The sequence below is a fragment of the Pseudomonas sp. 05N433 genome (assembly GCF_056396925.1).
In genome coordinates, this window is sequence record NZ_JBFTML010000004.1 from 1 (window position 1) to 12975 (window position 12975).

The following is a 12975-nucleotide window of genomic DNA, read 5'->3' on the forward strand; positions in this document are numbered from 1 at the left end:
GCTTGCTCCCGCTCGGCTGCGAAGCAGCTTGCTCCCGCTCGGCTGCGAAGCAGTCGTAAATCCGGCGCATGCGGTGTGCCTGGCAGTACGAGGCTGCAGGTTTCAGGACTGCTTCGCAGTCCAACGGGAGCAAGCTCCCTCGCCACAGGTATCTCGCTATCTCCTAATTTTTTCTGCCAGCCACTCGTTCCTCCCAGATAGCAAAGGCCCCTGCGCCTGCACCGGGGCGGCGAACCTGACAGAGATGGCAATGACAAAACCACGTTCGAAAAAGGCTCTTTACATCGGCCTGCCGCTGGCCCTGGCGATCAGCGCCGGCGCGGGCTTCGCAGTCTGGTATTACGGGTTCAAGGACAACCCCGGTTACCCGATCAAGGTCATGCAACAGGCCGACGAGTTGCACGAGCGCATGCTCTCCTTCGATAGCCACATCAGCCTGATGCAGAACTTCGGCACCCAGGGCAATGAAGCCGACAAGGATGGCGAGGGCCAGTTCGACCTGGTCAAGGCCAACCGCGGACGCCTGTCCGGCGCGGCCCTGACGATTTTCGGCTGGCCGGAACTGTGGAATGGCGCCAACGCGCCGCACAAGCCCACCGCCGGTTTTGTCGAAGAGGCACGCAACCAGCAAGAGATCCGCTACAAGATTATTTCCGGGATGGTCCGCGACTTTCCCAATCAGGTCGCCATTGCCTACACCCCCGACGATTTCCGTCGTTTGCACGGCGAAGGCAAGTTCGCGATTTTCATCAGCATGCTCAATGCCTACCCGCTGGGCCACGACCTGAAGCTGCTGGACCTGTRGACGGCACGCGGCATGCGCATGTTCGGCTTCAGCTATATCGGCAATAACGACTGGGCCGACTCCTCGCGCCCCTTGCCGTTTTTCAACGATTCGCCCGATGCCCTCGACGGCCTCTCGGACCTAGGCAAGCAAGCGGTACATCGCTTGAATGACCTGGGCGTGATCATCGACGTGTCGCAAATGTCGACCAAGGCCCTGGAGCAAGTCGCGCAATTGAGCCGCACGCCGATGGTCGCCTCGCACTCGGCGCCACGGGCGATGGTCGACATCCCGCGCAACCTCAGCGACAAGGAAATGCAGCTGATCAAGAACAGCGGTGGCGTGGTGCAGGTGGTCGGTTTTTCCCAATACCTGCGCCCGCTGACCCAGACCACCCAGGACAAACTCAACGAACTGCGCAAAGCGTTCGACCTGCCGCCCCTGCCGAACCTCGCCATGGCATTAATGCCGGGCGATCCGGTCATCGCTGCCTGGCCCGAGAAAAAATTCGGCCAGTACGCCAGCCGTCTCTACGCGATTCTCGAAGAAGAACCCAAAGCCAGCCTCAAGGACCTCGGCGACGCCATCGATTACACGGTGCGAAAAATCGGCATTGACCATGTCGGCATCAGCTCCGACTTCAACGAAGGGGGCGGCGTCAAAGGCTGGGAAAACGTCGGTGACATTCGCAATGTCACGGCGGAACTGATCTCGCGCGGCTACTCCGAAGCAGACATCGCCAAGCTCTGGGGCGGCAACTTCCTGCGGGTCTGGGATCAGGTACAGAAAGCCGCCAAGCCGGCGCTGATTTCACAACAAGGCACGAGCACACCATGAGCGATCGTCGCACTTTTCTGAAACAGGCCGGGATCCTCGCCGCCGGCCTGCCGTTGACTGCCGGTCTGGACAACGTCGCCAACGCCACGCCAGTGCCATCGCTGCCTGGGGACAAATGGGCGCAACTGCGGCAGCTTTTCAACCAGGATCCGGATTACCTGCATTTCTCCAATTTCCTGATCACCTCGCACCCCAAGCCTGTGCGTGAAGCGATCGAGATGCACCGTGCCGCCCTCGATAAAAACCCCGGGCTGGCGATGGACTGGGACCTCGGCGTTATCGAGCAGCGTGAAGAAGAGGTACGTGTCTGGGCCGGTCGCTACCTGCAAGCCAATGCCAGACAGATCGCCTTGACCGGCAGCACCACCGAAGGCCTGGCGATGATTTACGGCGGCGTTCATGTACGCCCGGACCAGGAAATCCTCACCACCGCCCACGAGCATTACGCGACCCACACCATTCTCGATCTGCGCACCCAACGGGACGGTACTCGGGTGCGCAAGATCAGGTTGTTCAAGGATCCGCAGACGGTGTCCAAAGCGGAGATCCTGGCCTCGATCGAGCAGAACATCAAACCCGAAACCCGTGTACTCGGCATGACCTGGGTGCATTCCGGCAGTGGCGTGAAACTGCCGATCGCCGACATCGGCGCGCTGGTGGACAAGCACAACCGCAATCGCGCCGATCAGGACCGCATTATTTACCTGGTCGACGGCGTGCACGGCTTTGGTGTCGAGGACTTGAGTTTTCCCGCCATGAACTGCGACTTCTTCATCGCCGGCACCCATAAATGGATGTTCGGTCCCCGTGGCACCGGCATCGTTTGCAGCCGCAGTGAAGAGGTCAAATACGTCACGCCGATCATCCCGACCTTCTCCGAAGCCACGGCGTTCTCCACCACCATGACACCGGGCGGCTACCACTCGTTCGAGCACCGCTGGGCGCTGAACGAAGCCTTCAAGCTGCATTTGCAATGGGGCAAGGCCGATGTTCAGGCGCGTATCCATGCCCTGAACAGCCATATGAAAAAACGCCTGCAAGCGCACCCGCAGATCGAACTGGTCACGCCCGTGAGTCCCGAGCTGTCATCCGGTTTCAGCTTCTTTCGGGTCAAGGGCAAAAGCAGCGACAAGATCGCCGCCTGGCTGATGCAAAACCGCGTGATCGCCGATGCCGTGGAGCGCGACGTGGGCCCGGTGATCCGCACGGCGCCGGGGCTGCTCAACACCGAAGCTGAAGTCGACCGCTTCATCGCGTTGCTCGGCAAACAGCTCTGATCGCCAGCCCCATGGTTAATGTCAGTCAGTTAAGTCGTAACGCGATCTGTAGCAGCTGGCGAAGCCTGCGTTCGGCTGCGAAGCAGTCGTGAATCCGACTGACGCGGTCTGCCTGACACACCGTAATCTCTGGTTTTACGACTGCTTCGCAGCCGAACGCAGGCTTCGCCAGCTGCTACAGAGATTGCGGCGTGGCGGAAGTTGCCCCCCCTGATTCCCTTTAACTTTTTATCGAGAGCAATGATGAACAGTGAGTTGCGTAGCTTGTCCCTGAAAACGCTCCCCGCACTGGCCTTCGCCGCCGTGGTTGCAGGCCTGCTGCCGGGTGCCGCTCAGGCCGCCGCCCCCGCCCCGCCCGGCAAAGTGTTCAAGGACTGCAAGCACTGCCCGGAGATGGTCGTGCTGCCCACCGGGACCTTCACCATGGGCACTCCGGACAATGAGGTGGGCCGCGAGCCCGACGAGGGTCCGTTGCACCCGGTGACCTTCGCCAAACCGCTGGCCATCAGCCGCTTTCAGGTGCTGGCCGGCGAGTGGGACGCGTACCTGCGCGACAGCGGTTACCTCATGCCCGACGGCGACACCCGGCCGGGCCGCGAGTGCAAGGCCGGCGTGCCGCGCTATGAACGCACGGCCAGGCATCCGGCGGTGTGCATGAACTTCCCCGAGGTCAATGCCTATGTGGCCTGGCTCTCGAAGAAGACCGGCAAGCACTATCGACTGGTCAGCGAATCGCTGCGTGAGTATGCCGCCCGCGCGGGCAGCAGTGGCTCGTTCCCCTTCCCGTTCGATGAAGGCAAGGAATACAGCATCGCCAAACACGCCAACACCTACGGCGCCGCCGATGGCTACAACTTCACCTCACCGGCGGGCAGCTTCCCGGCCAACGCCTTCGGCGTGTACGACATGCACGGCAACGTCTATGAGTGGACCGCCGATTGCTACAACGACAACTACGTCGGCGCACCGAGCGATGGCAGCGCCTGGTTGACCGGCGAATGCACCGCCCGGCGCATTCGCGGCAATGACTGGGGTGAAGCACCGGTGTTCTCGCGTTCGGGCAACCGTAATGCCACCTACCCCGACACCCGTGGCGACTGGCTCGGTTTTCGCGTCGCGCGGGATCTTTGAGGCTCCCACCTCCCGTCGCATGACCTGCAACAAACCCGTGCGCGGCTAAATCGCCGCCCACGGGTTTCGTCTTTTAAGCAGCCAAACTCTTGAACCTTTGCCCTTTAGCGGCACTTGAAGCGGAAACTTCCATGACCTCAAAATCCCGCGGAGCCTTCAGTGAAGTCCTCGGCCTGCTCAGGCCTTTCCGGGTCATCGTTGTGGTGTCGATCATGCTCGGCATGCTCGGTGGCCTCAGCATCACCGCGTTACTGGCGACCATCAATGACGCGCTGAACGCCGCCGATACCCCGTCGACCCGGGTGTTGGCAACGTTTATCGGCCTGTGCGCAGTGGCGTTGCTGACGTCGATCCTGTCGGACATCGGCACCAACCATGTCGGGCAACACATCATTGCCGGGCTGCGTAAATCCCTGGGGGAAAAAGTCCTGTTGGCACCGATCGAACAGATCGAGCGCTTCCGCAGTTATCGACTGATTCCGGTGCTGACCCATGACGTCGACACCGTCAGTGATTTCGCCTTTTCCTTCGCGCCGCTGGCCATTGCGTTCACCGTCACCCTCGGCTGCCTGAGCTACCTGGCCTACCTGTCGTTGCCGATGTTTGCCTTGCTGCTGGTGGCCCTGGTGATCGGCACCGCGCTGCAATACGTGGCCCGGACCAAGGGCATCAAGGGTTTCCAGGCGGCTCGCGAAGCCGAGGACGAACTGCAAAAGCACTACAGCGCGATTGCCGCCGGCGCCAAGGAACTGCGCATCCATCGTCCGCGCCGCCAACGCATGTTCAGCCAGCGCATCGAAGGCACCGCTGACTTCATCTGCAACACGCACATCCGCGCGGTCAACACCTTCGTGGTGGCCAAGACCCTTGGCTCGATGCTGTTTTTCGTGGTGATCGGCCTGGCGCTGGCCCTGCAATCGCTGTGGCTGGGCACCGATAAAGCGGTGCTCAGCGGGTTCGTGCTGGTGCTGTTGTACATGAAAGGCCCGATGGAATACCTGGTCACCACCCTGCCGGTGGTCAGCCGCGCCAACATTGCGTTCAAGCGCATCGCCGACCTGGCGGAGCAGTTTTCCTCGCCGGAACCGCACCTGCTGCTCAGTGACAAAGACGCGCCGAAACCGGTGGTCGAACACCTTGAAATGCGCGATGTGCATTTCGCCTTCCCGGCGGTGGACGGCAGCAAGCCCTTCGCCCTCGGGCCGGTCAACCTGTCCATCGCCCAGGGCGAGATCGTGTTTATCGTCGGTGAGAATGGCGGCGGCAAGACCACGCTGATCAAGTTGTTGCTGGGGTTGTATGCGCCCCAGGGCGGGGAAATCATCCTTAACGGTAAGCCGGTCCTGGCGCATAACCGCGACGACTATCGCCAGTTGTTCACCACGATTTTCGCCGACTACTACCTGTTCGACGAATTGGTACAAGGCGAGCAGAACGTTCCCGAAGACGCCAACCGTTACCTAGAACGCCTGGAAATCTCGCACAAGGTCTGCATCCGCGATGGCGCCTTCAGCACCACCGACCTGTCCACCGGCCAGCGCAAACGCCTGGCCCTGTTGAACGCCTGGCTGGAAGAACGCCCGGTGCTGGTGTTCGACGAGTGGGCGGCCGACCAGGACCCGGCCTTCCGGCGCATCTTCTACACCGAGCTGTTGCCGGAACTCAAATACCTGGGCAAGACCATCATCGTCATTTCCCACGACGACCGTTACTTCGATGTCGCCGACCAATTGGTGCGGATGGAAGGCGGCAAGCTCGTCGCGCAAAAAAAACCGTTGGCGACCGCCTGAACGATCCACCGCCGACTACGAGAGCCCCGATGAACGATTTGATCGATGATGATGTACTGGCGCTGTTGCTGGCCGATGCCGGTGATCAACCCCAAGGGATAACCGCCCGCGTCAACCAGCGCCCGGCGCCGCTGTCTTTCGCCCAGCAGCGGCTGTGGTTTCTCCAGCAACTGTCACCGGACAACGCCGCCTACAACCTGCCCCGTGTCATGCGCATCACCGGCCCCCTGGCGCCCCGGCGGCTGGAAACAGCCCTGAACAAGGTGCTTGAGCGTCACGATATTTTGCGCAGTGCCTTCGTCGAAATCGATGGTTGCGCCATGCAGGTGGTCGATGCGCAGGCAACACTGGTGCTCGACCATGAAGACCTGTCGGGCCTGTCGGACGAGGCCCGCGCCAACCGGATCGCGCTACGTATCGAGGCCCAGGCCGGCACGCCGTTCGACCTGCGCCAGGCGCCGCTGATGCGGGCAACACTGCTGCAGATTTCGGCCGACGAGCATCTGTTGCTGATGAACATGCACCACATCGTTTCCGATGCCTGGTCCAATGCCATTCTGATGCAAGACCTGACACGGGCCTTTGCCCAAGCCGGCAGCGGCGATACATCACCCTTGCCACGCCCGGCCATCCAGTACGCCGACTATGCCGCCTGGCAGCGTGGCGAATACCTGCACAGCGCAACCTGCGCCAGCAGCGCCGAATACTGGCAAGAGTATCTGGGGCAAACATTGCCGGCCCTCGATCTGCCGGTGGACTTCCCACGAAATGCCCGGCACGGCCACCCTGCCGGGCAGTATGACTTCAGTGTGCCCGCGCCCCTCGCGCAAGCCCTGAACCGCTTCTGCCAGCAGCAAAAACTGACGCCTTTCGTCGTGACCCTCGGGGCCTGGCAATTGTTATTGAGCCGCTACAGTGGCCAATACGACTTTACCGTCGGCGTACCCAACGCCACCCGCAATCGCAGCGAAACCCAGGATCTGGTCGGCTTTTTCGTCAGCTCCCAGGTGTACCGGGCGCGCATTGATCCGCTGCTGTCCTGCGCAGACTTTCTCCAGCGGCTGCGGCGCGAATCGCTGGCGGCACTGGACCATGGCGATTACCCGTTGGAATTGAGTTTCGACGCGTTGCAATTGCACGCCAGCGAACACGCCAATCCGTTGTTCCAGGTGCTGTTCAACTGGCGCACCGACACCGGGCAACCAGACCGGATCGACCTGGACGGACTGGCGCTGGAGTTCCTCGGCGCGGGTCCCAGCCAGGCCAAATTCGATCTGTCCCTGGACGTCGGCTATTCGCTCGAGGGCATCAGCGCGAGTCTCGAATACAGCCAGGACCTCTACGCCCCTGCCACCCTCGAACGCCTGGCCCGGCACTGGCTGAACCTGCTCCATGCACTCACGGAAGATCCGCTGCGTGCGCTCGGCGAATTGCCGCTGCTGGCAAGAGACGAACGCCAGGTTCAGTTGCAGCAGTGGAATCCGCCCGCGTCAGCCATGCCTGAGGACGGCGTGCATCAATTGTTCGAACGCCAGGCGCTGGCAACCCCCGACTCGGTAGCCCTGATCTTCAACGACCTTGAGCTCAGCTATGCCCAGCTCAACGCCGCCGCCAATGGCCTGGCCCACTCGTTGATTGCACAGGGTGTCGGACCGGAAGTGCTGGTGGGCATTGCCGTGGAGCGTTCGGCGCACATGATCATCAGCCTGTTGGCGGTGCTCAAGGCCGGCGGCGCCTATGTCCCGCTGGACCCCGATTATCCGCAGGAACGCCTGGCCTGGATGATTGAAGACAGTGGCCTGAGCGTGTTGCTGAGCCAGCGTTCGCTGCTTGATCGACTGCCATCGATGCCCGGCGTCCAGCGACGCTGCGTCGACGACATCGATGTCCGGGGGACGCTGCCCGCACTTGACCCGCCCTGCCGCACCACCGGCCAAAACCTCGCGTATGTGATGTTCACGTCCGGCTCTACCGGTCGCCCCAAAGGGGTCGGCATCACCCAGGCGGCGTTGACCCGTCACGCCCAGGTGGCGCTGGAGTTTCTCGGCCTGAGCGCACAGGACCGGTCCCTGCAGTTCGCCACGTTCAACTTCGATGCCTTTGTCGAGCAGCTTTACCCGGCGTTGATCTGCGGCGCCTCGGTGGTGCTGCGCGGGCCGGATATCTGGGACAGTGAAACCTGGTACCGCGAACTGCTCGACAAACAGTTCAGCGTCAGCGACCTGACCACCACCTACTGGAACATGCTGGCCAAGGACTTCGCCGCTGCCGGTCAGCGCGACTACGGTGCACTGCGGCAAGTGATCGTCGGTGGCGAAGCGATGCCACCGGAGGGCGTTGCGGCCTGGGGCAAGGCCGGGCTCGGGCACGTGAAGCTGCTGAACACCTACGGGCCGACGGAAACGACAGTCAGCGCCACGGTGCTTGATTGCAGCGACTACGTGACAGGGCATATCGCCCTGCCCAAAAGCATGCCGATCGGCCAGCCTCTGGCCGGACGGGCGATTTACCTGCTCGATGCCGGCGGCCAGCCAGTGCCAGTGGGTGTCGTCGGTGAACTGATGATTGCCGGCGACCTGCTCGCACGCGGCTACTTCAAGCGACCTGAGCTCACGGCCGAGCGCTTCATCCCCGACCCGTTCGATGTTCAGGGCGGCGGTCGTCTCTACCGCACCGGCGATCTGGCGCGCTATCGCGCCGACGGTGTGATCGAGTATGCAGGCCGGCTGGATCACCAGGTGAAGATTCGCGGCTTCCGCATCGAACTCGGGGAAATCGAGTCATGCCTGCTGCGATCGCCGCAGGTCCGCGAGGCGTTGGTGGTTGCCCGGGAAGGCGCGGTGGGTTTGCAACTGGTCGGCTATGTCGTGGCCCAAAGCGACTCGCTGAGCGAGCAGCAACAACTCGACCTGCGCGAAACCCTCAAGGCTGAGCTCAAGGCCAATCTGCCGGACTACATGGTGCCCAGCCATCTGCTGGTACTGGCCGCCATGCCGTTGAGCCCCAACGGCAAGCTCGACCGCAAGGCCCTGCCGCAGCCCGACCTCAGCCAGACGCAGCGCCACTTCATTGCCCCCGAAACGCCCCTGGAAAAGGCGCTCGCCGAACTCTGGCAAGAAGCGTTGCAGGTCGAGCGTGTCAGCCTCGACGACAACTTTTTCGAACTCGGTGGCCACTCGATTCTGGCCATTCAATTCATCTCGACCCTAAACGCGCGCCTGGGCATCAAACTGGCGCTGCAACACATGCTGGCTCATCCCAATGTCCAGGCACTGGCCAGATTCATCGCCCTGGAGCATCAGCAGCATGTGCAATGCGTGGTCGAACTCAACGCCTCGACAGCGTCGGCGCCGCCGCTGTTCTGCCTGCACCCCAGCGGCGGTATCGTGTTCTGTTATCAGCCGCTGGCGAAAAAACTCAGTGCCCATGCCCGGACCTTCGGCGTGATGCACAAGGGCTTTGCCGACAAAGACTCGAACGCTCAGACATGGGCCGAGATGATTGCCGACTACAGCGCACAGATCGTCGAGAAGCAGCCACACGGCCCTTACCGATTGATGGGCTGGTCATTGGGGGGCGCGATTGCCATGGACGTCGCCGCCCACCTGGAGCGCCAGGGCAAGGAAGTGACCTTCCTCGGCCTCGTCGACAGCACATTGCCCGAACATGCCTTGCCCGCCGACCTGCCGCGCAAGCCTCTGGAAGAAGACAACCCGAACCACCTCAGCGCGGAAAACGAACTGCTGGCAGCACTCGAAGTCTTCAACCTGATGTTCGCGCATCTGGAACCGGCGGCGGCGAGCTTCATCGCCCGGAACCCGACGGCCGACCTCAAGACCTTCTATCGCTGGGCCAGCGAACAGACGGCCACCGGCGAGCAAGAGATGATCGCGACCCTGGAAGGCATCAAGCAGGAAGTCATGAACGCCCAGGCCTATGCGATTCACGATCGCCTGGTGGACGCGTTCAATGCCTTCTCGCTGCCGCCGCTCAAGGTCAAGGCCAGTTGCTGGTGGTCGCTGTCGCATAAAACCCTGGAGCAAGTGCTGTATTCGGAACAACTGCTCAGGGCCCACAACGTGACAGGCCAATTGCACACCTCGATCCACTCACCACTGCCGCACCGCAGCATGATCTACAGCGAGTCGCTACTGGAGTCGTTTACCGAAGTGCTCCTCGGCTGCCAGGGCAAGTCATGTAGCTGACCGAGCGACGGCAAACAAAAACGCAGAAGCCATGGCTTCTGCGTTTTTGTTTGTACTTCCGGCAATACCGTAGCAGCTGCCGAGCAGCGCGAGGCCGCGGGCCGGGACATTGACGCTAGTGCAAAGGACTCAGAACTGCGGTGTGTATTTCACGCTGAACATCACGTTGCGTGGATCACCGTAGTTGTTGTTGCCGTTGATCTGGTTGTAGGCCGCTGCGAAGTAGGTCTTGTCAAACAGGTTGTTGGCATTCATCGCCAGCTCGATTTCTGGGGTGAGCTGGTAACCGACGCGGGCATTCCACACGGTGTAACCCGGAACGTTGACGGAGTGGTCGAAACCTATCGTGTGGGTTTGTGCGGTAAAGCCCAGGCCTGTACTCACACGGCTCCAGTCGCCGCTCAACTGATAATTGCCCCACACACGCAGCATGTGTTTAGGCGTCCACCAGCTGAAGATTTTGCCTTCGTTGTCAGGGTCGTCGAGGTATTTGGTGGTGTTGTAGGTGTAGCCGGCAAACAGTTGCAGATTGTCGATCACTTCGCCGCTGATTTCGGCGTCCAGACCCTGGCTGCGCACTTTGCCCGATGCCGTCGAGCAGAACCAACCGTCGCAGGTTTGCGCACCCTGCGTATCGAGAACGGCACGGTTTTCCTGGTCGTAACGGAACAGGGCCACGGAGGTATTGATCCGGCCATCCATCAACTCGCCCTTGAGACCAATCTCGTAGTTACTGCCGATAATCGGTTTGAGTACCGCGCCGGCGGTATCGCGTTCGGTCTGCGGTGTATATACGTCGGTGTAACTGGCGTAGACCGCCCATTCGCGGCTCAGGTCATAGACGATACCGGCATAGGGCGTGACTTCTCCGGTTTCAGTGGCGGTGCTTTTTGGATCTTCTGTAATGCCGCTCGCGGTCTGGGTCGAAGACTTGTAATTGTAGTCGTACCAACTGACGCGCGAGCCGAGCACCAGGGTCAGGTCTTCAACAGGCTTGACCCGCCAGCTGCCGTACAGGCCTTTCTGGCGGATGTCGTATTGGCTGGGAGTCCCACGACCACCGGGGCTATTGATCAAGCCTTCGTAGCTGATATCCGGACGGTTGTGATCAATGTCGAAGATATTGTCGGAGCTGTCATTGAAGGTTCGGGCGTATTTGTCGTCCGAGGTGTATTTGGAATAGTTGCCGCCCACCATGATTTCCTGCGGCATGGACAAGGCTTCGAACTTGCCGGTGAGGTTCATGTCCAGAGCGACTTTGGTGGAGTCCATGTCCGTCACGAAGTCCGCGTATTGCACGCCGCTGCCATCGGGATTGATGCCATCGCCGGTGGATTGCACCCGTTGGTTCTTCGCCTTGTTGGTTTCCGTCATGCGCACGGCGCCGATCTTGAAAGCCCAGTCATCGTTGAAACGGTGTTCCAGATCGGTGTAGAGCGTGGTGACGTCGATATCCGAATGGTTCCACTTCGCCCCGGTGTACGTGCTGCGCGGCAGGTCGATGGGTTTACTGTCGGAGTAACGCGGGAAGCCGCGGACATTCGAGCGCGATTCGCCGTCGGACTGGCTGACCGCCACGCCCACGGTGGTGGCTTCGCTCAGATCGAAGTCCAGCGCGCCGTACAGCGAGGTGGTCTTGTACCATTCGGAATCAACGAACGTGTGGGTGTCGTCCTGGTCGGCCACGAAGCGTCCACGGATGGTGCCGTTCTGGTTCAACGGCCCACCGGCGTCCAGTTGCAGACCGTAGTGATCCCAGGAGCCAGCCTTGCCGGTCAGGGTCACGGTCGGTGTGGCCTGACCGCGCTTGCGCACCAGGTTGACCGCGCCACCCGGGCTGCCGGTGCCTTGCAGCAAGCCCGACGCACCACGCAGCACTTCCATGCGATCGAAGAAAATCAAGTCCTGCGTGGCCCAGTTGCCCAGCGCGTAAGTGTTGCGCGGGATCGGCACACCGTCGTACTGCCAGTCATCAATCTGGAAACCGCGCGAAGAGAGGATCAAACCTCTGCCGACGCCTTGGGCACCGACCAGTCCGGTGGTCTTGTTGGCGGCGTCCTTGAGATCGACGATATCCTGATCATCCATTTGCTTGCGGGTCATCACCGTGACCGACTGCGGGATTTCCTTGAGGGTGTGGGTGCCCTTGCCGATGGTCACGGCATTCGAGGTGTAGGAATTCGAGCCTTCGGTGGTCGCGCCCACCTGTTGCGCATTGATGGTGGTAGCGCCCAGTTCCAGACCCTCGGTCGAACTGCCGCGTACCAGCATCAGCGTGTTGCCTTCAAAGCTGTAGTGCACGCCCGTGCCCTTGAGCAATTGGGCAATCGCCGCTTCGCTGCTCAACTTGCCGCTGACGCGTGTGCTGCGCAGGCCGGTCATATCATCGGCGCTGTAGATCACCTGCTGATTGGTCTGCGTGCCAAACGCCTGCAACGCCTGGGGCAAAGGCTGGGCAGGAATGTCGAGGGTGAAGTCTTCGGCGTGGACCTGCGCGCTGAGCGGCAGCAGGCAAGCCATGCCCAGACCGGCCAACGAGCGACGCGAGCGCAGGGTTCGGGCAATGACCAAAGCCTTGAACAGAGGTTTCAACTCATGAATTGCTGACATCGTGCTCTCTATTTTTTAGTTGAAATGGATAGGATCCATGGGCAACCGAGTGCCCTGCCGCTGCCTGGACCTGTGAACCACCTGGATCGGCTGCCTTTCGGGCAACGTGTCGCAAGTTGATGACCGGCCCCTCCCCGGGCTCGATCGTTTGTCCGGGCAGCGGTAAAAATGTGTACGGCTGGGAAAACCTGAGCCCAGTGGCTACCCTGCCCGGCTCGATTTATCTGCTTACGTAAGTAAGACGCAGCACCGTGCAAAAACCGGAATGAGTTTATTTATCATTTACGCAAAAATTCAAAAAAAGGCCGACGCATCGGGCGTCGGCCTTTTTTTCTGCTACT

The 12975-nt window shown here is 61.1% G+C and carries 6 protein-coding genes; 5 read left to right on the forward strand and 1 reads right to left on the reverse strand.

What is annotated here, in order from left to right; all coding sequences use genetic code 11:
- Window positions 1-250: 250 nt before the first annotated feature.
- The 5 genes from pvdM (at window position 251) to AC1DIS_RS02305 (ending at window position 10024) form a co-directional block, all read left to right on the forward strand.
- Window positions 251-1621, forward strand: coding sequence for a pyoverdine-tailoring dipeptidase-like protein PvdM (gene pvdM, locus AC1DIS_RS02285; protein ID WP_477780741.1), 1371 nt, complete (start codon window positions 251-253; stop codon window positions 1619-1621).
- A complete protein-coding gene (gene pvdN / locus AC1DIS_RS02290; protein ID WP_477743764.1) occupies window positions 1618-2898 on the forward strand; it encodes a pyoverdine-tailoring periplasmic protein PvdN in 1281 nt (426 codons plus the stop codon). Before pvdM ends, pvdN begins: the two co-directional genes overlap by 4 nt.
- A gap of 243 nt (window positions 2899-3141) precedes the next feature.
- Window positions 3142-4029, forward strand: a complete 888-nt coding sequence (gene pvdO / locus AC1DIS_RS02295) for a dihydropyoverdine dehydrogenase (protein ID WP_477743765.1) — start codon at window positions 3142-3144, stop codon at window positions 4027-4029.
- 131 nt (window positions 4030-4160) lie between these two features.
- Window positions 4161-5819 carry a cyclic peptide export ABC transporter gene (locus AC1DIS_RS02300; RefSeq protein ID WP_111454148.1) on the forward strand — a complete coding sequence of 553 codons (1659 nt, stop codon included), beginning with the start codon at window positions 4161-4163 and terminating at the stop codon, window positions 5817-5819.
- 29 nt (window positions 5820-5848) lie between these two features.
- Window positions 5849-10024, forward strand: coding sequence for an amino acid adenylation domain-containing protein (locus AC1DIS_RS02305; RefSeq protein ID WP_477743766.1), 4176 nt, complete (start codon window positions 5849-5851; stop codon window positions 10022-10024).
- A 129-nt stretch (window positions 10025-10153) separates the two neighbouring features.
- Here AC1DIS_RS02305 and AC1DIS_RS02310 read toward each other — a convergent pair whose 3' ends face one another.
- Window positions 10154-12634 (reverse strand): TonB-dependent siderophore receptor, encoded by a 2481-nt coding sequence (locus AC1DIS_RS02310; protein WP_477743767.1) that lies wholly within the window; start codon window positions 12632-12634, stop codon window positions 10154-10156.
- Window positions 12635-12975 lie beyond the last annotated feature (341 nt).

Excerpts from the sequence above, each read along its gene's own strand:
- pvdO (WP_477743765.1), top strand. The coding sequence starts at position 3,142 with ATGAACAGTGAGTTGCGTAGCTTGTCCCTGAAAACGCTCCCCGCACTG.
- AC1DIS_RS02305 (WP_477743766.1), top strand. The coding sequence starts at position 5,849 with ATGAACGATTTGATCGATGATGATGTACTGGCGCTGTTGCTGGCCGAT.
- pvdN (WP_477743764.1), top strand. The coding sequence starts at position 1,618 with ATGAGCGATCGTCGCACTTTTCTGAAACAGGCCGGGATCCTCGCCGCC.
- AC1DIS_RS02300 (WP_111454148.1), top strand. The coding sequence starts at position 4,161 with ATGACCTCAAAATCCCGCGGAGCCTTCAGTGAAGTCCTCGGCCTGCTC.
- AC1DIS_RS02310 (WP_477743767.1), bottom strand. The coding sequence starts at position 12,634 with ATGTCAGCAATTCATGAGTTGAAACCTCTGTTCAAGGCTTTGGTCATT.